Raw genomic sequence first — 20,869 nt, forward strand, 5'->3', positions numbered from 1 at the left:
ATCGCCCTCCGCGAGGTGCAGGTCGGTGCGGCAAACACCGCATGCCTCCACTCGCAGCCGCACCTGACCGGGCCCCGGCTCGGGGTCGGGCAACTCGACCGGGCGGAGCGGCCCGGTCGCCATCGGACCCGGCCGGTCCACCACCCAGGCGCGCACGGTCAGCGAGCCAGGCGGATCTTCTGGTGCTCGACGGCCGAGATGTCATCGGAGGTGGCGCGCAGCAACCGGTCCGCCAGCTCTCGCAGCGCGCGGGCAGCGGCCAGTTCCTCCCCGATCTCGGGCACGTCCTTATCCTCCGGGTTGAGCTTGGCCCGGCCGTAGCCCTCGAGCTCCCTGCCCGCCGTCGTCGTCAGGACCGCACGGGCGGCCGTGACGTGTTCAGCAGAACCGGCGTCGCCGCTGGTGAACAACTCAATCGACACGTTCCAGGTGTGGGTCATGGCACTTCCCCTTTCTCGTGCCTCCACTGTGCTCCCTGGCCCAGCGCTCCGGCAATGGCCTCTGGCTCAGTGGGCGCCTTCTGCGAGATCTCCCTTGCCAAGCCGAGCCCGGACGTGCCCGTAATGTGCAAGGCTGTCCCGCTCTTGGCTTGCGACCCAGCTGTGGAGGATGTCCAGGGCGTCGGCGGAGGGAGTGCCTGGTTCCGGTAGGTAGGTGGTGTTTTTGAGACCGGGGGTGGCCTGGATGGTCAGGACGTCGTAGCCGATGGTCAGCTCGCCGACGATGGGGTGGTTGATCCGCTTGGTGCCGCTGCTGTGCAGGCGGACGGTGTGGCCGCTCCACCAGGTGCGGAACTCGGTGCTGTGAGTGGAGAGCTCTCCCACCAGGCTCATCAGCGCGCGGTCGGCGGGGTCCTGGCCGGCCATCAGCCTCAGCGACGAGACCGTCTCCCGGGCGCTGGTCTCCCAGTCGGGATAGAACTCCTGCGAGCGAGGGTCGAGGAAGAGGTAGCGGGTGTGGTTCAGCGGTGGCCGCCCCATTGGGAACAAGTGCGGGAACAGAGCGCGTCCGAGCGCGTTCGACGCCGCAGGGTCCCCGAGCCGGGTGAGGCAGATCGCGGGCACGTCGCGCATGGTCTCCATCATCAGGGCCAGCCGAGCGGAGATCCTCGGGTCGGCCTGGCTCCTCGAGCGTGGGCGAGGTGCTGAGGCCGCATGCGCGAGGTCGAACAGGTGCGTGGTCTCGGCCTCGTTCAGTTGCAGGGCGCGGACGAGGGCGTAGAGGACGGACTCGGAGACGCCAGAGAGGTCTCCGCGTTCCATGCGGGTGTAGTACACGGTGGAGATCCCGGCGAGTTGGGCAACCTCCTCCCGCCGCAGGCCGGGCACCCGGCGCTCCCCACCGAACACGGTCAATCCGGCGGCTTCCGGGGTGAGCCGGGCGCGCAGGGCGGTGAGGTACTCCTGCACCTCGCGCTTGTTGTCCATGGCCTCAAGGCTACGGGCCTCCCCTGTCGTCTGGGAGATACTGGCGTTATCCCCCACTTCCGCGTCTGATTGTGAACCGCCCTGTGGAATCGGGTTCCTGGGGGATAAGACTGGTGACTCCCACCTGGTGGTGCCTCGGACTTAGCGTGGCAGCATGACAACAACGACTCTCACCCTGAACAACGGCGTCGAGCTGCCCGCGCTGGGCTTCGGCGTCTTCCAGACCCCCGCCGACCAGACCGCCACGGCGGTCGCGGAGGCCTTCCGTGTCGGCTACCGGCTCGTCGACACCGCGGCCGCGTATGCGAACGAGCGCGGCGTCGGTGACGCGTTCCGCGCCTCCGGCCTGACCCGCGATGACGTGTTCATCCAGACAAAGCTGTGGATCAGCGACTACGGCTACGACCAGGCGCTGCATTCGTTCGAGAAGTCGGCGCGCAAGCTGGGCGTCGACCAGATCGACCTGCTCCTGCTGCACCAGCCCCTCACCTCCAGGTTCGAGCTCACCCTGGACGCGTACCGGGCGCTGGAGAAGCTGTACGCAGACGGGAGGGTCCGCGCCATCGGCGTGTCGAACTTCATGCCAGAGGTCCTGACCGAACTGCTGGAGAAAACCGAGGTCGTACCGGCGGTGAACCAGATCGAGGTGCACCCATACTTCCAGCAGCGGGAGCTGCAGGCCCTGCACGCCGAGCACGACATCCTCACCCAGGCATGGTCCCCGATCGGCGGTGTGACGATCTACGGTGCGGGGCAGAAGAGCACCCTGGAGAACGAGACGATCGGTCAGATCGCGGACGCTCACGGCAAGTCCCCGGCGCAGGTGATGTTGCGCTGGCACCTCCAGCAGGGTCGTTCGGCGATCCCGAAGTCGGTCAAGCCCGCCCGCATCGCGGAGAACTTCGACGTGTTCGACTTCGAGCTCACCGGCGACGAGCTCGCCGCGATCGACGCGCTGGACACCGGGGTGCGCAGTGGTCCCGAGCCGACCTCGATCACCCTGGAGAACTACGGCCGCGAGATCCCCGAGGCCTGAGCACAGACGCGAAGAAGAACTACATTGCCGGCCTCACCACCGACTGAACCCAACAGATGGACCCAGATGACGAACACTCACAACACCGCCCGCGTCGCGGTCATCACCGGCGCCTCCTCCGGCATCGGCGCAGCCACCGCCCGCGCCCTGCACGCCGACGGATACCAAGTAGCGCTCCTGGCGCGTCGGCTCGACCGGATCGAGGCCCTCGCCGCCGAGCTCGGCGACCGGGCCATCGCGATTCCGGCCGACGTCACCGACCGCGCGCAGCTCCTCGCCGCGAGCACGCTCGTGCACGACCAGCTGGGCGGCGCGGGCGTGCTGGTCAACAACGCCGGCATCATGCTGCTCGGCCCGTTCCTGACCGAGCAGCACGCCGACTACCGGGCGATGATCGAGCCCAACCTGCTCGGCGCGATCACCGCGACCGAGGTCTTCCTCGACCAGCTCAAAGACGGCGGCGGCGACATCGTGAACATCTCCTCCGTCGCCGGACGGGTGGCCCGCGCCGGCAACGGCGTGTACGCCGCCACGAAGTGGGGCATCAACGGCTGGTCGGAGTCGCTGCGCCAGGAACTGCTGCCGAACGTACGGGTGACGCTGATCGAGCCCGGTGTTGTCGACACCGAACTACCCACGCACATCACTCACGCCGAGACCCGCCAGGCCGTCCAGAAGGGCTACGACCAGGCGACCGTCAAGCCCGAGGAGGTCGCCGAGGTCATCGCCTTCGCGCTGTCCCGGCCGCGCCACCTGGCGATCAATGAGATCCTCCTCCGTCCTGCCGACCAAGCCCTCTGAGGCGACCGAGCGTCGATCGGCGAACCGGACTCCAGGTCTCGGCCGCGGGTGCGCGGAACGGACGCCGGTACTTGCCGATCTTGAACACGACCAGCAACAGCAGCAGCAGGCCGAGGACCGTGTTACCGATGCGCCGCTCGCCGCTGTACATGGCGCTGAGGCCCGCATTGATGGTGTCGAGACCGAGCTCGACATGGACGCGGAGGTGCTCGCGCTGAGGGAGTCAGTTCCGACGACTCGGGTCATCATCGTCTCCCCCCTTTCGGCCCGTTCCTCGCGAGCTGTTGTGACGGTCGCCATAAGCGCAGAGGAAGGTTCGCACCACCTCGTCGGCGACGTCCGCCGGAGGACGGGTGGGCGGCTCGGCAGGATCGAGGAGCCCGGCGTCGAGGCTGTCGCCGATGAGCATCCAGAGGAAATGTGTGGCGAGGGTCTTCGGGTCGCCGGCGATGAGAAGTCGCCGCTCTTGAAGGGCCCGGAAGTGGTCCGCGAGTTCAGTGATCGTCGCCAAGACGGTGGACCCGCGCCACTTCGCTGCCAGGGCGGGGTGTCGTGGCTGCTCGGCGATGAGCACCCGGCGTATCCCAACCACGTCGGGATGCCTAACGGTTCTGACGATGTCGGCGGCGATGGCGCGCAAGGACACCGCCAGTTCGTCTGCGGGGATGGCCGCGTCGAGGGGCGGGCCAGCAGCGGAGCGCTGCGTGATGATCGCCTCGATGACTTGACGGAACAGCTCGTCCTTCGAGCCGAAGTGGCTGTAGATCGTCATCTTCGACACCGAAGCGAGCGCGGCGATGTCATCGAGATTGGCATTGGTGAAGCCCTTCCGGAGGAACGTCTCGCGCGCACTGTCAAGGATGGCGGCACGCTTTCGGGCGCTCACAGAAGCGGTTGCCGTGGACATGTACTCGATAGTACAGTTCGAGCAGGAACTGTACTATCGAGTACAACATGGAGGAGACGAGATGACGCGCCACATCGATAACGACGGATACGCGCTGGCGTACGAGTCGGCCGGGTCGGGCTCGCGGATCCTTTGGGTCGACCCGGCACTGGGATCGTCTTCGATGCGACCGATGGAAGAGGCGGTTCAAGTGTTGGCCGAGCGGTTCGAGGTCGTTACCTACGACCGCCGCGGACGCGGCCGAAACCCCTTGACGACCGACCTGTCGGTGGGCCGCGAGGTCGACGACCTGGCAGCTGTGGTGGCCGAGGTCGGAGACATTCGGGCCGTGGTGGGTTTCTCCTCGGGCGCAGCGCTCGTCCTCCATGCAGCAGCACTGCTGGACGTCCCCCTCCTGGTGCTGGTGGAACCGGCTGTCGATGAGGCGGTCGATGAGAGTGGCCTGCGAGAACGGGTACGGACCGCCGTTGAATCAGGTGACAACGAGGGTGCGGTGCGGGCTTTCTACGAAGCCACGGGTGTGCCGGAGGAGATCCTGCAGGGTCTTGTTGAGTCGGAGGTATGGCCGACTGTTGTCCGCGCGGCTCCCACGCTTCTTGTCGACATCGACCTCGCCCATGTGAACGACGACGTACTTGCGGGCGTCCGGACGCCGGTTCATCTGATCGTCAGTGACGGATCACCCGGCGAGATCACCGAGATGAGCGATCGGCTGGCGGACCGGCTCTCCGCCACGGTCTGGCGGGAGCCGGGCGGATGGCACGGGATTGACCCCCGCGCGCTCGTCGACCGTCTCGATGCACTCGTCCACGCGTAGTACCTGCTCACGCTCACCGACCGAATATGGCACACACCGTTGGCGGAGACGCTTGAGATGGATGCGCGACCCGCTGCACGGACCCAACAACCCCGACGCGTCAGGTCATCGTGGGATCGGCGAGGTCCAGGCGGAGTCGGTGGCGCTGATGATCGGCGCCGCGCAGGGCATGGACGCCAGCTCGTAGACCATCCCTTACGTCTCGGGCTGGGCGGGGTCGGTGAAGGACAAGAGCCCGGCCGAGGTCGTGCAGGCCACCGGGGAACGGGTGCGCAAGACGGCAGGGGCGATCCTCGCGGCGGAAAGCGACAAGGCATTTCACGAGATTCGTGGAGACCGCTCGTGCCCTGCATTGCATTCCCGGGGCAACCCGGGGGCAACCGCCGGCAAGCACGTCGTCGACGGCAAGTCGGGGCAGGGCCAAAACGCTGTTCGATCAATGGCAGCCAGGAACACGTGGGCCGCCGGAGCTGATCAGACCTGGCGCGTGAGCACATGGACGAGACAGCCGGGCTCGGGATCGAAGCGATGTACGAGTAACCCGATTCACAGCCATCCCCGATCCTGCGCCTGTCGGGCCGCCGCGCCTCGGTTGGAGGCTCCGAGCTTGTGCATCGCATTGGAGAGGTAGTTGCGCACCGTGCCCTCGGACAGGTGGAGCTGCCCGGCGATCTCGCCGTTGCCGAGCCCGTCGCCCGCCAGGCGCAGAACCTGCCGCTCCCTGTCGGTGAGCGGGTCCGGCTCGCCCCACGCGTTGGCGGCGAGATGAGGATCGACGGCTCGGCCTCCGGCATGCACGTCGCGGACGGCCTGGGCGAGGGTGCTGGCGGGTGCATCCTTGAGCAGGTAGCCGACGGCGCCGGCGTCGAGCGCCCGCCGAAGGTACCCGGTGCGGGCGAACGTGGTCAGGATGACTACCCGGGTCGCAAGGCCGCGGCGTCGGACCTCCTCGGCGACCTCGAGCCCCGTCATCGTCGGCATTTCGATGTCTGTCAGCAGGACGTCGGGCCGCAGCGCCTCGACCAGGCGCACGGCCTCCTCACCGTCGCGCGCGGTGCCCGCCACCCGGATGTCGTCCTCCAGCATCGACCGGGTGGGTCTGGCCGAGCGGGAGTCGTCCCTGCGCCAAGAGATGCTCGACTCCCGAGTACGCGCCCGCCAGCACACCCGCAAGCACGGCCAGGACCTCCCCGAGGTGACGCAGTGGGTCGTGCAGGACGGCGACAACACCCAGGGTTCGGGCGCGCCCGGCTCCGACACCGGCGGGGACAACGAGTAGCGGAGCTCACCCCCCGGCGTCCGCGCCGACCCACATGCGGCGCCCCCCCCGATCCAGCTAAATGGATCGCTCAGCCCGTGGCGGGATAAGAGCGTGTCACCGACACGGGTGCAGAGGGAGATCTGCTCGTCCTGGAGGAGCCGGTCGATCTGCGCCCGGCAGTCGGTGTCGTCGACGCTGACCTCAGGCAGGGTCACTCCCGCATGCCTCCAGTTGCGGCTACGCGTTGGCGAACGCAGTGCATCCCTGATCCCAAGGGCACGACCGTAGCTGGAGGCTGAGCAGCACACCGGTGCAGTCCTCCCCGAGGCCAGTTGGTCGAATCGGGTAGCAAGCACCTCGGCGGGCCGGGCGCCATGCCCGACCGCGCGCTCTGCATGTATTCCTCTGACTCCGTGAATGCTCAAGCTGGCGGCTACGGCCTCCGATGGCGCCATGTGGCTTGGAAGCGCACGCGGCGTCGCTCAACATTTGGGATGCCCTTGGCCCGCCCGCCCGGTGACGCTGGACGCCCCCCACGTCTTGAGTGGCGAGCGGTCGGTGGCGACGGGTTACCCGATGGCGGCGAGCAGTTCGTTGCAGGCTTGTTCGCAGGCCCGGCACGCGTCGGCGCAGATGCGGCAGTGTTCGTGGTGGCCGGCGTGCTGCTCGCACTCGTCGCCGCAGGACTTGCAGGCCTGGGCGCAGGCCTGGAGTTGGGCGCAGGTGAGGTTGGCGTCGTAGCCGGTATGCCGGGACAGGACTCGGGCGGTGGTGGCGCAGATGTCAGCGCAGTCGAGGTTAGTGCGGATGCACTTGCGCAGGTCGGCCACCATCTCCTCGCTCAGGCAGGCATCGGCGCAGGCCGTACATGCCTGGGCGCACGCCACGAGTGCGTCGACGGTGCGGGCGAGCAGGTCTCGGTCGAGGTTGATCGCGGCCGGGTAGGTGTTCATCATCTCGGCGGTCTTCATGGCTTGCTCCCTCATGTGATTGGGTGCGACGCCGGAGCGGACCGGGCGCCGCAGGGTCCTTCTGACGCTACGGCGTCACGATGGGTGATACGCCGGTGAATCGATGAAGGTTCCATGAAAAACGGGGGTCCATCAGGATGGATGCTCCTATTGCTGTCAAGCGGCCAGTGGTGGGCTGATTCGTTCCAGGACGGCGGTCGCTCGAGCTTCGAGGTCGGGGTCGGCGCGGGTGCCGATCTCGAGTCGTCGTAGCCGCTGGTAGGGGACGCCGAGAGTGGCGGCGAGGACGCTGATCGGGATGCCGATCGCTTGTCGGCGGGCTCTGAGCTCGCGCCCGGCTGGGTTGTCGGTGGCGGGGTTGAGCAGGGCGGCGTAGACCTCGTTCGCGACGTGCCGTTTGAGACAGCGCATGATGTCGCGGTCGGTGAGCTGCTCCGCGCGGCGCCGTTCGAAGTAGGCCATCGTTCGAGGCTCGCGGTGTCGCATGCGTAGAAGCACGATCCGGTGCAGGGCGGCGTTGGCGTGCCGGTTGCCGCCGCGAGAGAGCCGGTGCCGCGTGCGTTGTCCGGACGAGGCGGGGATCGGGGCGACGCCGGCGAGAGCGGCGAAGCTCGCGCGGGTCCCCAGCCGCTCAGGGTTGTCGCCCGCGGCGACCAGGAGCGTCGCCGCAGTGACGGGACCGACTCCGCTCAGAGACAGCAGTGTGGGGTTGACCTGCCGGACGAGCAGCTCAAGCTGGTGTTCGATCAGGTCGATCTCGGCTTGCATCGTGAGGTGCCGGACCGCGAACCGCCGTAGCGTCTGGCGGGCGACGACCTCGGGATCGGGGGACGCGATCGCTCCGGGCCTGGTCTTGGCGAGCGTGGTCACCAGTCGCTGCCCGCTGAGGGCCCGGAACGCTTGTCGCACCAGCTCGGGCGCGGTGATCAGCAGCGCATGGATCTGGTTCATCACCTGCGCCCTGGCCTTCGCCGCGGAGCGTCGCTCTGCCAGCAGGATCCGCATCGACTCCACTGCCCCGTCACCAGTCTTCGGAATCGCGGTGTCGGTGCCGGCGAGCACGGCGACAGCAGCCTGGTGCGCGTCGAGCGGGTCGGACTTGCCTCGACGCCGCCGAGCTTGCCGGTCCTGCCGTGCGACTTCGACGACGGTCAGCCCCGCGGCGTTCAGCGCGCGTGAGAGACCAGCCCCGTAGGAGCCTGTGCCCTCCACGCCGACGCGCACGACGTCGCCGTGCGCGCGGAGGAACGCGATGACCTGCGCGTAGCCGCGACCATCAGCGCGGAACTCACGGTCGGCGACGGGTCTGCCGACGAGATCCAGGATCGCGACGTGATGCGTGTTCTTGTGCGTATCGACGCCGGCGACCAGCTCGACCGCTGGAGACAGCGGGTTGGGCAGCGGCGGGTCGAGTGTCATGCTCGTCATTGACGGGATTCCCTTCCAACGGTGATGAACGTCACCGCGGGTCGGGTGAGTGCAGACAGCACAAAGGTGAGACGACTTCCCGGTCAGGCTCCTATCAAGTCATGTGCCCGCCCGGCCCGCAGCGACCCCGGCGTCGACGGACAGATCCACAAAAAGACAGCCGCGAACGGCGTCCGTGTAATTTCGGGTCACGCCGGCGCCGGAGCCGAATCCATCATCTCTGTGAAATCGGCGTCTGCCGGCGCGGGCTCTGCGGTGCCCGTCCCCGCTGACCGCGGTGCGTCTCATACTCAGGCGTCAATCCGGAGTGTGGTCAAACAGGTCGCCCCGTCCTCGCGGGTTGAGAACGGGCTCTGGCCGGTGCGCCCGTCATAGGTGACCTCGATGGTGCCGTCGACCTCGCGCGGAAGCCAGAACCCGACGAAGCCGTTGTCAAACGTGGTGGCCTGCTCATCGACGAGGACCTCGCCGGTCTCGTCGACGATGCGCACGCCGATGTCCTCGTTGGCCAGCTCGCCGCGACACGTGGTCAGAGAGTGGTAGTAGCACTCGTGGGTCTGATCGACGTAGGGCGCCACGGATAGATAAAACCGGTCCTCTGCCAGCGGGACCATGACCTCCTGCTCAACATCGGCGAGGACAAGCTGGTCCGCGCGCACGGATGCCATGAGGTCAGTCGGCCGCTCGGCCACGGGCATCCGGTCGAGGTGGTCGACGATCTGCTGCCCGTCCATGCCATCGAGGTCGTGCGCCGCGAGAAAGTCGGCCTGCGCGGCGGTGTTGGCTGGGGGGCTGGCCGTCGGGCTCGCGTCGGGGGTGGTGGAACATCCGGCGAGCACCAAGGCGAACGCGGCAAGGAGGATCACGGGTCGTTTCATACAACGCATTCTGTGGCAGGCCCACCGACCTGAGTGTGGTCGAGCGTTGAAGATTCGATGAAGATCGACGGGCGGGGCGGGGCCTCGGCGGGCCGATCTGCTTGACTCGATCGGGAGGTTCTCCGCACATGTCGGATGTCACCGATGTCCACTGGGATCGAGGGGACGACCAATCCCCCGGTGCATCCTGTGATCCCGGTCCGGAGCGGGCACTGAGTGATGGAGGTGAGGTATGGGTTGGAACTGGGGCCACATGGGCGGGTGGGGCATGGTCTGGGGCTGGCTTTTCCTGGCGCTGTTTGTCGTGGGCCTGGTCGTGCTGATGGTGGTCCTGGTCCGGCTGCTGAGCGGTCGCGATCGGCGGTCCGACGAGGTGCACAGATCAGGGCGGAGTCGGGCCCGGGAGGTGCTCGACGAGCGATACGCCCGTGGGGAGATCGATGACACCGAGTACGACGAGCGCCGCCGGCGCCTGGACGAGCCGGGGAGGCCTGAGGCGTGAGGCCCATCACTCGGCGGGAGGCGCTCCGGCTCGGCATGCTCGGCGGCTTCGGCGTCCTGGTCGGTGGGGTGGGGTTGTCGTGGAGCGGCTTGCCCTGGCTAGCCCCGCGCTCCAGCTCGATCGGGGGCGGCGGAGGGTCCCTGGTGGAGCCGGAGGTGCTGCGCAGCTGGGGCGGGGTGCTGCGGGTCGAACTGGTCGCCGCCCGCCAGGAGTCGACCGTCGCTGGGCGGCGGGCCCGGGTGCTGACCTACAACGGCACGGTGCCCGGTCAGACCTGGCTGGTCCGGCCCGGGGATCGCATCGAGGTGCGGCTGCGTAACGAGCTGGACATCCCGACCAACCTGCACACCCACGGACTGGAGGTCTCCCCGCAGGACAACGGGGACAACCCGTTCCTGTCCATCGAACCTGGGCAGGTCTTCGACTACCGCTTCGATCTGCCCGCGGACCATCCTCCTGGGGTGTTCTGGTATCACCCGCATCGGCACGGCACGGTCGCCGATCAGCTGTTCGGCGGCCTGTACGGTGCCCTGATCGTCGAGGGCGATCAGGTGCCGGTCGGCCGGGACCGGGTGTTGGTCGTTTCGGACCTCTCGCTGACTGCGGACGGGCAGGTCGCCTCGGTCTCGGGCCCGGAGGTGATGATGGGCCGCGAAGGGGACTTGGTGCTGGTCAACGGCCAACACCGGCCGCAGCTGTCGGCGCGTCCCGGGCAGCGGGAACGCTGGCGGGTGGTCAACGCGTGCACCTCCCGCTACCTGCGCCTGAGCTTGCCCGAACAGGGTCTGGAGTTGCTCGGTATCGACAGCGGCCGCGAACCGGCTCCGCGAGAGGTGGCCGACGTACTGCTGGCGCCTGGCAACCGCGCGGACCTGCTGGTCAACTTGCGCGCCGGAACCAGCGAGTTGCGCACCTTGGGTCACGACCGCGGCGGGATGGGAATGATGGGCGGCAGCGGCCTGTCCGGGCCCGGCACCCTGGCCATACTCACCGTCACCGGGGACGAGGTTGCCGCCCCAGGCCCGGTGCCGGACCCTCCGCCGGTCCCGGATCTGCGCGAGAAGCCCGTCGCCCGGCAGCGGGAGATCGCGTTCACGATGACCATGGGGTCGATGATGGGCCCCGGCCGGGACATGATGGATCTCGGGTTCGACGGGCGCGCCTTCGACGCCGACCGGCTCGACCAGCAGGTAAGCGCCGGGACAGTCGAAGAGTGGGTGATCGCCAACCCCACCACCATGGACCACCCCTTCCACCTGCACGTGTGGCCCATGCAGCTCATCGAGACCGGCGGGCAACCGGTCAACGAGCCGGCCCGGCGCGATGTCGTCAACGTCCCGGCCCAAGGCCAGGTGCGGGTCCTGGTCGACTTCGCCCGCCACCCGGGGCGCAGCGTCTACCACTGCCACATCCTCGACCATGAGGACGCCGGCATGATGGCCAGCGTCGAGGCCCGCTGACCACAGGACACCCCGGTCCCGACGAGCAGGAGAATGCATGAGTGACGAGCAGGAGAATGCATGAGTAATGACCACGCCGCAGGCGGGCACGTCCCCGCCCACGGAGATCGCCGCGCGTTGCGGATCTCCGGGGCATTGACCGGGGTGTACTTCGTCATCGAGCTGATCGTGGGGCTGTGGTCGGGGTCGGTGGCCGTGCTCTCCGATGCGTTCCACACCTTCTCGGCCGTCGGTGGCGTGCTCATCGCACTGGTCGCCCAACGCCTCAGCCAGCGTCCGGCCACCGGCAGAGAGACGTTCGGATGGGGACGCGCGGAGATTCTCGGGGCGCTGTTCAACGGGGTCTTCCTGGTCGTCATGGCCGGATACGTGTTCTGGATGGGGGCGATGCGCCTGGCCGACCCGATCGAGCTGCCCACCACGGTGATGCTCTGGGTGGCCGCGGGCGGCATCGTCACCGAACTGATCGCCTTCTGGTTGCTCTACCAACGCCAGAAGACCAACCTGAACCTCAAGGGCGCGTTCTGGCATATCCTGCAGACCTTCGTCGGCAGCCTCATCATTATCGTCTCCGCGGTGGTGATCCAGTTGACCGGGTTCCTGGCGATCGATCCCCTGTTGGGGATGGCCTTCGGGCTGGTGCTGCTGTGGGCATCTTGGACCATCCTGCGCTCGGCGATGCGCGTCCTGCTCCAAGGCACCCCCGAGCACCTCGACGTACACGAGGCGACCGCACAACTGCGGGATCTGGATGGGGTGGCCGACGTCCACCACGTCCACGCCTGGACCATCACCTCCGGGCGCACCGTCTTCTCCGCCCACCTACGCGTGCCCGACCTGCCTGCGACCGGCGACCGGGTCCTGCACCAGGCCACCGCCCTGCTCCAGGACCGCTTCGACGTCTACTTCTCCACCCTCCAGCTCGAACAAACCTGCCCGAGCCAAGAAAACGCCACAGACATCGACATCACCAGATAGCCCACCACCCTGCGGATGGCCTCGCCGACGGGTTGGCGCGCTCTTTGGGAGAATAGGGGCATGATTTCGGTGGATGGCCTGCCGCGCGTGCTCGTGGTGGATGACGAGGCGCCGTTGGCGAGACTGGTGGCGAGTTACTTCGAGCGGGACGGGTTCGAGGTCGAAACGACGGGCAGCGGTCGCGAGGCGATCAACCTGACTCGGGAGCTGGACCCGGGCGTGATCGTCCTCGACCTCGGCTTGCCCGGGATCGACGGGGTCGAGGTCTGCCGCACGGTGCGCACCTTTTCTGACTGCTACATCGTCATGCTCACGGCGCGGGTGGAAGAGGTCGACAAGCTCATCGGCCTGTCGGTGGGCGCCGACGACTATGTCACCAAGCCGTTCAGCCCGCGTGAACTCCTCGCCCGGGTGCGGGCCATGCTGCGCCGCCCGCGTTCGAGCCTTGACCCGGATGCGCAGGCCAGACAGTTCGGTGCCCTGACGGTGGACACCCCCGCCCGCGAGGTCCACCTGAACGGAGAGCCGGTGGAACTGACCCGCACGGAGTTCGACGTGCTGGCTGCGTTGGCGGCCCGACCGCGGATGGTCTTCGCTCGGCGTCAACTCATCGAGGCGGTTTGGGGTGAGGGCTGGGTGGGCGATGAACACCTGGTGGACGTGCACATCGGGCATCTGCGGCGCAAGCTCGGCGATGACCCCGCCGACCCGGTCTTCATCAAGACCGTGCGCGGGGTGGGGTACCGGATGGGCAGCGGCGGATGAGAGGTCTGTCGGGGTTGGCTGCGCGGCTGCTCGCCGCGACAGCGGTGGTCGTGTTCGTGGGGTGGGCGACGGCCTGGGTGGTCGTGGCCGCCGTCGGCCCCGCAATCTTCCATGACCACATGATCCAAGGTCAGGCAAGTGAGCCGGGGGTCGTCCAACATGCCGAGGAGGCCTTCCAGTCCGCCTCGGCACTCTCCTTGGCCGGGGCGTTGCTGGCCGCGCTGATCGCCTCTGTCATGGTGAGCCTGTTCCTTGCCAGGCGGGTCAACAGTTCTCTGCTGGCGGCCACGGACGCCGCCCACCGCGTGGCAGCCGGCGATCATTCCGCTCGCGTGCCCCGGGTGGGGCTTGGCCGGGAGTTTGACGAGTTGGCCGAGGCGTTCAACACCATGGCGGCGGACCTGGCGGAGGTCGAGGTAACTCGCACCCGGATGCTGGGGGACCTCGCCCACGAGATGCGCACCCCGCTGGCCACCCTCGACGGGTACCTCGAAGCCATCCTGGACGGGGTGCACGACGCCGACGAAGAGACGATCACGCTACTGCGGGACCAGGTCGCCCGCCTGTCCCGGCTCGGGGAAGACATCGCGCTGGTGACCACGGCACAGGAGGGCGGGCTAGCTATGCACCGTCGGGAGGTCACCGTCACCGCCCTGCTCGCCGCGGCGCACGCCGAGGCGCAGGCTCGCTACCTGGAGCGCGGCGTCCAACTGGAACGCGCGGTCTCAGCCGCAGCGGCGCAAGCCCGGGTGGACGCCGACCCCGACCGGCTCGCGCAGGTGCTGACCAACCTGTTGGACAACGCCATGCGGCACACGCCGGTCGGCGGGAGGGTGGAGCTGAGCGCGGACCGACAGGGATCGACCGTCGTGCTCCGGGTGACCGACGACGGAGAGGGCATCACCGCCGAACACCTGCCCCACCTGTTCGACCGGTTCTACCGGGCCGACACGGCCCGGGACCGCGCCCACGGCGGGTCCGGGATCGGGCTCGCGGTCGTCGACGCCATCGTCCGCGCCCACGGCGGAACAGTCAACGCCACCAGCGCGGGGCCAGGCCGGGGCGCCACGTTCACCGTGACGCTACCGGCGGGCGGATTCGCTACCGTCACCGGGTGAGCGGTCTGCCGAGGGGTGCTCGGCCGGTGGTGGGGCATCACCGCCCCGGTGTGCGTGACCATGGGCGCCGTGGCCCATGAACATCATGCCGATCATCATCAGCGGGCAGGCGAGCAGGGCAGCCAGTGGGAGCGCTTCACCGAGCGAGCGGCCTGCGGCGAGCAGGGCCAACACGACCAGCGCAGCGATCCCTAGCATGCCGAGCAGGTGCGAACGGTGGTTGGTGTGCATGGGATGCTTCTCCTTGATCGTCGGCGCGGACGGGGAAAATCGTCGCCACGGCCCAGATGCCGAGCGTGACATAGAGCAGGACGACCGCCGTGAGCGTCAACCAGATGGTGGATTCCATGTCCGCTCCTCCTCGTTCAAGGCCCACCCTCAGGCACGTCGCCGGTGCTTCGGGTAGAGGAATGACGAAGAAACCCTGAAGCCTCCGCCCCGGTTCGGCCGAGGCCGATGTCCGCTGGCGAATCAGGACGGAATCCAGTCCACGCCCGACCGACAGCGCCTCGTTGCCTCCTGCCTCCGCCGAAGACTTCCGCATGAGCGGCTCGCCACTGGTCCTGGATATCCCGGAGGTCCAGGATTTCCGAACCCACGCGAGCGATGCTCCACGACCCGGGCCGAGGAGGCGCACGACCGGGGTTGGTGCGGCCACCCGAGGTGTCCGGTCATCTTCCGGGTTCGGTCGCAAACGCTCACTGGTGGTCGGCTGGCCGGCGTACCCGCGGCGGGCGGGTCACGCGGCGACCCTGTGGCCTTGGCCGTTATGTGGCGGGGTTCTGTCGCCGCTTCGTGAGTTCCCTGATGATCGGGCGAATCGTCCCGTGGGTCGATCCCCAACTGACACAGCCTCGTTCGCACGCTTAGCGACTCCGGGCTGCGTAAAACCACTTCAGTCCTCGCTGTATAATTCAGCGCATGCTGACCATTGCTTCTCGCCTGGACGTGATGAACCGGTTGGGCCGCGCGCTGGCCGACCCGACCAGGTCCCGGATCATCCTGACGCTGCTCGACCGGCCGGCCTACCCGGCAGAGCTGGCCCGCGATCTGGACCTCACACGCTCCAACGTGTCCAATCATCTGGCGTGCCTGCGCGACTGCGGCATCGTTGCTGCCGAACCCGAGGGCCGCAAGACGCGCTACGAGATCGCCGATCCCCACCTGACGCAGGCGCTGACCGCCCTGGTTGACGTCACCCTCGCGGTTGACGAGAACGCCCCGTGCATCGATCCTGCCTGCTCGGTGCACGGATGCGACGCAGCAGAGGCCGGCGCGTGATCCTGGCTGCGGTCCTGCAGGCAATCGGCCTGTTCATCGCGACCAACATCGACGACATCATCGTGCTCTCCTTGTTCTTCGCCCGCGGCGCGGGCCAACGCGGGACGACCACCCGCATCTTGGTCGGCCAGTACGTGGGGTTCGCCTGCATCCTCGGTGCCGCTGTGCTGGTGACTATCGGAGCCGGAGCATTCCTGCCCTCAGCAGCTATCCCGTACTTCGGGCTCATCCCCCTGGCCCTCGGTCTCTGGGCTGCATGGCAAGCCTGGCGCGGAGACGATGACGACGATGACGCCAAGGTCACGGGCACGAAGGTCAGCGCGTGGACCGTCGCAGGAGTCACCTTCGCCAACGGCGGAGACAACATCGGCGTCTATGTCCCCGTCTTCCTCAGCGTGGAACCCATCGCAGTGGTCGCCTACTGCCTCGTCTTCCTCGCGCTCGTCGCGGTCCTGGTCGTAGTCGCCAAGTTCGTTGCCACCCGGCCGCCGATCGCTGAAGTCCTCGAGCGCTGGGAACACATCCTGTTCCCCATCGTCCTGATCGGCCTCGGCATCGTCATCCTCGTCAGCGGAGGAGCGTTCGGTCTCTGACGGAGCCAAAGCGAACGAGAGAGGTCGCCAGGCTCGACGCTCCGGTATAGGGAGGAACGACTCTTCCCCCAGATCGAGCGCGTCCTGAAGATCAACGAACTCGACACCATCACCAACGACGTCATCGAAGCCGCCGCCAGCACTCTCGTCATCGGCGTCAGTTGACCGGGCCCGCCACATATCACCTACAGAACCCCGCCATTTAACGGCGCAAGCCACAGGCGACCCCTTCGATCGCGGGCGTCATGAAGGTCTCGACCGAATTCGATGAAGAGGTGATGAAGATCGCCCGCCCGGCTGGAAGCAGCTCCCGTGTTTCTTGCTTCACTCAGACGGAACCCTACGTAGCCATCTTTAAGGAGCAGTTCCCTGTGAAGAGCACCTCCCGCCTCGCCGCTGGCGCCAGCGCGCTTGCCGTCGCCTTGACTTTAGCCGCCTGCGGAAGTCCGCAGGACCAGGCTGAGCCAACCGGGACCGGAACCGTGACCCAGGAGCCGGGTGGGACGCAGACCAGCGGACCGGCCGGTGAGGGAGAGATCGATCAGGCCCACAATGACGCCGACACAATGTTCGCGCAGATGATGATTGTCCACCACGAGGGCGCCATCGAGATGGCCGACCTGGCCGTGGAACGGGCCGCCTTGGAGAAGGTCCGGACCTTGGCCGAGGGCATTTCCGCCGCCCAGGGGCCAGAGATCGAGCAGATGACCTCCTGGCTGGAAGCCTGGGGTGAGACCACCACGCCGATGGACGACATGGAAGGTCACGGCGGCATGGACATGGATGGGATGAGCCAGGAGGAAGCCATGGCCGAACTCGAAGGACTGTCCGGGACCGAGTTCGACCGGCGGTTCCTGGAGTTGATGATCGCTCATCATGAGGGCGCTGTAACCATGGCCGAAGACGAGCTCACCGACGGGCAAAATCCCCAGGCGCGCGAACTCGCACAGAAGATCATCGACGACCAGCAGGCCGAGATCGCCGAGATGGAGCAGCTACACCAGACCCTCTGACCGCCCCTCGGCCGGCGGCGGTCCGCCCCCTCCCCCACAACCCCAAGGCGGGCCGCCGCCCACCCCGCCAGGCGGCGGCATCATCAAGTTCGGTGACCTTCAACGCACAGGGAGCACTTCCTGTGGCTGGCCATCGACAACGAGCGAATTGCGGCAACGGATTCGCCGAACGAAGAGGAGAAACACGAGGAACCGAACGTATGGACATGGATCAGGCCGAAAGACTCAGGACCGGCACCGGATTCGTCGCGGACCTGGATCAGAGCGGGGGCAGCACGCCAAAGGCGCTGGGACTGTACGGCATCGGCAAGGACGCCTACTCCGGCCAACGTCAGATGTTCGACCGGGTGCACCAGATGGCGCACCCGGATCATCACGAGTCCGGCTTTCGACGGCGACCGCGTGATCGGGGCCGTCCTGTTCGAGGACACCATGGACCGGGACATCGAGGGAGTCCGGACAGCCGAGTACCTGCGGACGGTCAAAGGCATCGTCCCGTTCCTCAAGATCGATCGGGGCCTGGCCGCCGAGACTGACGGCGCCCAACTCATGAAGCCGATCCCCGACCTGGACGCCCTGCTGGCCCGCGCCGCGGCGAGCAGATGCTTCGGCACGAAGATGCGCTCGTTCATCCATCTCCCCGGTGCTGGCCTGACCCAGGCCCTCGTCCAACAGTTCACCCTCGCCCGGCAGATCCTGCGTGCCGGTCTGGTTCCCATCGCCGAGCCCGATGTGGACATCCACAGCCCCCGCAAGACCGAGGTGGAAAGGCAACTCCGCACGAGTATCCGCACCGAACTGGAGCGGCTGGGCCAGGACCAGGCAATCATCCTGAAGCTGACTCTGCCCGAGGTCGACGACTTCTATCAGGAGTTCGTCGCCCATCCGCGGGTGGTTCGCGTGCGGGGGCTGTCCGGCGGCTACACCCGGGCCCAGGCCACTGCCCGACTGGCTCGAAATCACGGGGTGATTGCCAGCTTTTCCCGCGCGCTGACCGAGGGCCTGGCCATCGACCAGACCGACGAAGAATTCGACGCCGTTCTGGACGAGGCGATCGAATCGATCGCCGACGCATCGCGTACCTGACCGCAGCCGCGGCGGGGCGAGCGCCGGGACGCAGCTGGCGCGGGAGAGGGGCCAGCATCATCGCCGCACCTCGCACGTCCGCCAAGGCACGACGGCGTCTTCATCGAATCTTGACTGTTTCATCGCCAAAGCCCCACCACACCCGGCGTTACATGGAAGAGCGATACCACCTACCGGTATCGGGTAGTGGAAGGAGACCGCAGATGAGCAGGGCGACGTATGAGGTCGAGGGCCTGACGTGCGGAGCCTGCATCGGCGAGGTGCTCGGGAAGGTCCTCGACCTCACGGGTGTCGACGAGGCGACGATGAACCGCACCGCGGACGCGTATTCCCTGACCGTGGTCGGCGCCCCTGCCCCGGACATCGAGGGTGTGCGCGGGGCGCTGCGAACCGGGGGCTTCACCGTGACAGTGCGTGAGTCGGAGGTGTGAGCGGTGAATCTCAATGACTGGCTGGTGGTGGGTGCGGCGCTGGCGGTGACGGTGCTGCTGGGTTGGTACTTCTTCGGGCCGAAGAAGTCCCGCCGGGCCGAGGTGGCCGATGGCGTCCAGGAAGTGACCGTCACCGTCAAGGGCGGCTACAGCCCGGACCTGATCGAGGTCCAGCCGGGAGTGCCGGTGCGGCTGGTGTTCGACCGCCAAGAGAGCGGCGAGTGCTCCTCGCGGGTGGTCTTCCCCGACTTCAAGATCAATCAGACGCTGCCCGCGAACGCCCAGACGGCGGTGCAGTTCCTACCCGAGGCGCCCGGGGAGTACACATTCGCCTGCGGGATGAACATGCTCCACGGGCGCGTGCGGGTGGTGGCCCGGCCCGGACCCACTACGATGGCCCCGACCGAGACGGCCGTCGCGGTGGCCGACCGACCCCGGCTGGTCACTGACGTGCCGACCGAGCCAGCGCCCGGCGTCCGGATCGATGACGGGGTGCAGGTGGCGCAGGTCACGATCCGCGGCGGCTACCACCCCGACACCGTGCGGCTCGCCCCCGGTGTGCCCACCAGGCTGGAGCTGACCCGCCAGGAGCAGGCGGCGTGCTCGGAACGGTTCGTGGTCGCCGACCTCGGGGTGGACGTGGAGGTGCCCGCCTTCGCAACGACCACTGTCGAGCTGCCGGCCCTGGGGGAGGGCCGCCACGAGGTTACCTGCGGGATGGAGATGCTGCACGGGGCCATAGACGTCGGTGACCACAACGACCGGGACCGCGACGATGCCCGGCACAGCGGCACCGGTGACCGCGTGGCGCACACTTCGCCAGCGACGCCAGGCGAGGACGCCGAGGCGCGGGAACGGAATGCGGAGATCAGGGATCTGCGCCTCCGGGTCATCGTCGGCACCGTCTTGACGCTGCCGGTGCTGCTGGCGGTGATGGTCCACGAGTTCTTCGCGGCGCCCTGGGTGCCCGAGGCGTTGCTGAACCCGTGGGTGCAGCTGGCGCTGATCACCCCGGTGTTTGTCTACACCGGCTGGCCTATCCACAAGACCGGATGGCTTGCACTGTCACACCGCACCGCGGACATGAACTCCCTGATCACCCTCGGCACGATCGCGGCCTACGGGTACAGCCTGGTGGTGACCTTCGCCCCCGGCGCGGTTCCCGACGAGGCCCGCGAGGTGTACTACGAGGCGGTCGGAGTGATCTTGACCTTGATCCTGCTGGGCCGCTGGTTGGAGACCAAGGCCAAGGCCGGCACCGGGGAGGCGATCCGGGCCCTGATCGGGCTGCAGCCGCGCACCGCCCGGGTGGTCCGCGGCGGGGATGAGGTCGAGGTCGGTTTGGAGGACGTCGTCGTCGGGGACGTGGTCGTGGTCCGTCCGGGCGAGAAGCTGCCGGTCGATGGCGAGGTGGTGGAGGGCAGCTCGGCGGTGGATGAGTCGATGGTGACCGGGGAGCCGATCCCGGTGACCAAGACCGTGGGTGACACGGTGATCGGGGCCACGATCAACCACACCGGCGCGTTCCGGTACACCGCCACCAAGGTCGGGGCGGACACGATGCTGGCCCAGATCATCAGACTGGTCCAGGAGGCGCAGGGCTCCAAGGCCCCGATCCAGCGGCTGGTGGACAAGGTGTCCAGCTATTTCGTGCCCGCGGTCATCGGCATCGCGATCTGGACGTTCGTGGTCTGGGCGCTGGTCGGGCCGGCCCCGGCGCTGGTGTTCGCGCTGGTGGCGGCGGTGTCGGTGCTCATCATCGCCTGCCCTTGCGCGCTGGGGCTGGCCACCCCGTTGTCGATCACCGTCGGCACCGGCAAGGGCGCCACCCACGGCGTCCTCATCCGCTCCGCCGAGGCGCTGGAGACCGCGCACAAGCTGGACACGGTGGTGCTGGACAAGACCGGCACGATCACCCAGGGCGCCCCCGCACTGACCGACGTCCTGCCCGCCGAAGGATTCACCGAGACCGAGCTGCTGATCCTGGTGGCGGCGGTGGAGCGCTCCTCCGAGCACCCGCTGGCCGCGGCGATCGTCGCCGGGGCCACCGGGCGCAGCCTAGACCTGCCAGCGGCCACCGCGTTCGACTCGGTCACCGGGCAAGGCGTGCGCGCCC

Annotated in this window: 23 protein-coding genes and 2 pseudogenes; 17 read left to right on the forward strand and 8 right to left on the reverse strand. The window is 67.8% G+C overall.

The annotated features are described in order from the left end of the window. Positions 1-158 precede the first annotated feature (158 nt). Together WBL05_RS10950 and WBL05_RS10955 are read right to left on the reverse strand one after the other, a co-directional pair. On the reverse strand, positions 159-440 hold the full coding sequence (locus WBL05_RS10950; RefSeq protein ID WP_424225911.1) for a dsRBD fold-containing protein: 282 nt from the start codon (positions 438-440) through the stop codon (positions 159-161). A gap of 66 nt (positions 441-506) precedes the next feature. Further along, on the reverse strand, positions 507-1,427 hold the full coding sequence (locus WBL05_RS10955; protein ID WP_424225912.1) for a helix-turn-helix transcriptional regulator: 921 nt from the start codon (positions 1,425-1,427) through the stop codon (positions 507-509). A 154-nt stretch (positions 1,428-1,581) separates the two neighbouring features. Here WBL05_RS10955 and WBL05_RS10960 point away from each other — a divergent pair, with 154 nt between their 5' ends. Both WBL05_RS10960 and WBL05_RS10965 read left to right on the forward strand, forming a co-directional pair. Continuing rightward, positions 1,582-2,463 (forward strand): aldo/keto reductase, encoded by an 882-nt coding sequence (locus WBL05_RS10960; protein ID WP_424225914.1) that lies wholly within the window; start codon positions 1,582-1,584, stop codon positions 2,461-2,463. A 66-nt stretch (positions 2,464-2,529) separates the two neighbouring features. Beyond that, positions 2,530-3,264 carry an SDR family oxidoreductase gene (locus WBL05_RS10965; protein WP_424225915.1) on the forward strand — a complete coding sequence of 245 codons (735 nt, stop codon included), beginning with the start codon at positions 2,530-2,532 and terminating at the stop codon, positions 3,262-3,264. Positions 3,265-3,487: 223 nt separating this feature from the next. Here WBL05_RS10965 and WBL05_RS10970 read toward each other — a convergent pair whose 3' ends face one another. After that, entirely contained in the window at positions 3,488-4,171 is a 684-nt protein-coding gene (locus WBL05_RS10970) for a TetR/AcrR family transcriptional regulator (RefSeq protein ID WP_424225917.1), read from the reverse strand. Between the two features lie 61 nt (positions 4,172-4,232). On the opposite strand from WBL05_RS10970, the gene WBL05_RS10975 reads away from it, so the two are divergent. Then, positions 4,233-4,988 carry an alpha/beta fold hydrolase gene (locus tag WBL05_RS10975; protein ID WP_424225919.1) on the forward strand — a complete coding sequence of 252 codons (756 nt, stop codon included), beginning with the start codon at positions 4,233-4,235 and terminating at the stop codon, positions 4,986-4,988. 61 nt (positions 4,989-5,049) lie between these two features. Beyond that, positions 5,050-5,175 (forward strand): hypothetical protein, encoded by a 126-nt coding sequence (locus tag WBL05_RS10980; protein ID WP_424225920.1) that lies wholly within the window; start codon positions 5,050-5,052, stop codon positions 5,173-5,175. 359 nt (positions 5,176-5,534) lie between these two features. Here WBL05_RS10980 and WBL05_RS10985 read toward each other — a convergent pair whose 3' ends face one another. Beyond that, on the reverse strand, positions 5,535-6,074 hold the full coding sequence (locus WBL05_RS10985; protein WP_424225922.1) for a DNA-binding response regulator: 540 nt from the start codon (positions 6,072-6,074) through the stop codon (positions 5,535-5,537). Between WBL05_RS10985 and WBL05_RS10990 the strand changes: the two genes are divergently transcribed. Then, positions 6,058-6,267: a hypothetical protein gene (locus tag WBL05_RS10990; protein ID WP_424225923.1), complete on the forward strand. Its 210-nt coding sequence runs from the start codon at positions 6,058-6,060 to the stop codon at positions 6,265-6,267. The genes WBL05_RS10985 and WBL05_RS10990 overlap by 17 nt on opposite strands. 551 nt (positions 6,268-6,818) lie before the next feature. Here WBL05_RS10990 and WBL05_RS10995 read toward each other — a convergent pair. From WBL05_RS10995 to WBL05_RS11005, 3 genes are all read right to left on the reverse strand, one after another. Beyond that, a complete protein-coding gene (locus WBL05_RS10995; protein WP_094452548.1) occupies positions 6,819-7,220 on the reverse strand; it encodes a four-helix bundle copper-binding protein in 402 nt (133 codons plus the stop codon). A 156-nt stretch (positions 7,221-7,376) separates the two neighbouring features. Further along, complete coding sequence (locus tag WBL05_RS11000) at positions 7,377-8,639, reverse strand: IS110 family transposase (RefSeq protein WP_424225925.1); 1,263 nt, start codon at positions 8,637-8,639, stop codon at positions 7,377-7,379. A 299-nt stretch (positions 8,640-8,938) separates the two neighbouring features. Then, a complete protein-coding gene (locus WBL05_RS11005) occupies positions 8,939-9,526 on the reverse strand; it encodes a CueP family metal-binding protein (RefSeq protein WP_119076079.1) in 588 nt (195 codons plus the stop codon). A gap of 232 nt (positions 9,527-9,758) precedes the next feature. On the opposite strand from WBL05_RS11005, the gene WBL05_RS11010 reads away from it, so the two are divergent. From WBL05_RS11010 to WBL05_RS11030, 5 genes are read left to right on the forward strand one after another with little or no spacing between them, the layout of a single operon-like run. Next, complete coding sequence (locus tag WBL05_RS11010; protein WP_094452552.1) at positions 9,759-10,028, forward strand: SHOCT domain-containing protein; 270 nt, start codon at positions 9,759-9,761, stop codon at positions 10,026-10,028. Further along, positions 10,025-11,488 (forward strand): multicopper oxidase family protein, encoded by a 1,464-nt coding sequence (locus WBL05_RS11015; RefSeq protein WP_424225927.1) that lies wholly within the window; start codon positions 10,025-10,027, stop codon positions 11,486-11,488. Before WBL05_RS11010 ends, WBL05_RS11015 begins: the two co-directional genes overlap by 4 nt. Before the next feature lie 60 nt (positions 11,489-11,548). After that, positions 11,549-12,466, forward strand: a complete 918-nt coding sequence (locus tag WBL05_RS11020; protein ID WP_119076083.1) for a cation diffusion facilitator family transporter — start codon at positions 11,549-11,551, stop codon at positions 12,464-12,466. A 60-nt stretch (positions 12,467-12,526) separates the two neighbouring features. After that, complete coding sequence (locus WBL05_RS11025; RefSeq protein ID WP_424225929.1) at positions 12,527-13,231, forward strand: response regulator; 705 nt, start codon at positions 12,527-12,529, stop codon at positions 13,229-13,231. Then, positions 13,228-14,349 (forward strand): HAMP domain-containing sensor histidine kinase, encoded by a 1,122-nt coding sequence (locus tag WBL05_RS11030; RefSeq protein ID WP_424225932.1) that lies wholly within the window; start codon positions 13,228-13,230, stop codon positions 14,347-14,349. The genes WBL05_RS11025 and WBL05_RS11030 overlap by 4 nt, the downstream gene beginning before the upstream one ends. On the opposite strand, the gene WBL05_RS11035 is transcribed toward WBL05_RS11030, so the two are convergent. Beyond that, on the reverse strand, positions 14,314-14,580 hold the full coding sequence (locus WBL05_RS11035; protein ID WP_144276764.1) for a DUF2933 domain-containing protein: 267 nt from the start codon (positions 14,578-14,580) through the stop codon (positions 14,314-14,316). The two genes, WBL05_RS11030 and WBL05_RS11035, sit on opposite strands and share 36 nt — an antisense overlap. Positions 14,581-15,270: 690 nt before the next feature. Here WBL05_RS11035 and cmtR point away from each other — a divergent pair. The 7 genes and pseudogenes from cmtR to WBL05_RS11070 all read left to right on the forward strand — a co-directional run. Then, positions 15,271-15,630 carry a Cd(II)/Pb(II)-sensing metalloregulatory transcriptional regulator CmtR gene (cmtR, locus tag WBL05_RS11040; protein WP_028708027.1) on the forward strand — a complete coding sequence of 120 codons (360 nt, stop codon included), beginning with the start codon at positions 15,271-15,273 and terminating at the stop codon, positions 15,628-15,630. Then, positions 15,627-16,223 (forward strand): cadmium resistance transporter, encoded by a 597-nt coding sequence (locus tag WBL05_RS11045; protein ID WP_030153505.1) that lies wholly within the window; start codon positions 15,627-15,629, stop codon positions 16,221-16,223. The genes cmtR and WBL05_RS11045 overlap by 4 nt, the downstream gene beginning before the upstream one ends. Positions 16,224-16,277: 54 nt before the next feature. Beyond that, positions 16,278-16,388, forward strand: a pseudogene (locus WBL05_RS11050) (AAA family ATPase); the annotation flags it as partial. A gap of 80 nt (positions 16,389-16,468) precedes the next feature. Further along, positions 16,469-17,236, forward strand: coding sequence for a DUF305 domain-containing protein (locus WBL05_RS11055; RefSeq protein ID WP_424225935.1), 768 nt, complete (start codon positions 16,469-16,471; stop codon positions 17,234-17,236). A 200-nt stretch (positions 17,237-17,436) separates the two neighbouring features. Beyond that, positions 17,437-18,322 (forward strand): annotated as a pseudogene (locus tag WBL05_RS11060) (fructose bisphosphate aldolase). A 203-nt stretch (positions 18,323-18,525) separates the two neighbouring features. Next, on the forward strand, positions 18,526-18,753 hold the full coding sequence (locus WBL05_RS11065) for a cation transporter (RefSeq protein ID WP_424225937.1): 228 nt from the start codon (positions 18,526-18,528) through the stop codon (positions 18,751-18,753). Between the two features lie 3 nt (positions 18,754-18,756). After that, the coding region (locus WBL05_RS11070) for a heavy metal translocating P-type ATPase (protein ID WP_424225939.1) at positions 18,757-20,869 on the forward strand (2,113 nt) is incomplete at its 3' end.

The organism is Brooklawnia sp., assembly GCF_049651565.1.
In the GTDB taxonomy this organism is placed as follows: Bacteria; Actinomycetota; Actinomycetes; order Propionibacteriales; family Propionibacteriaceae; genus Brooklawnia.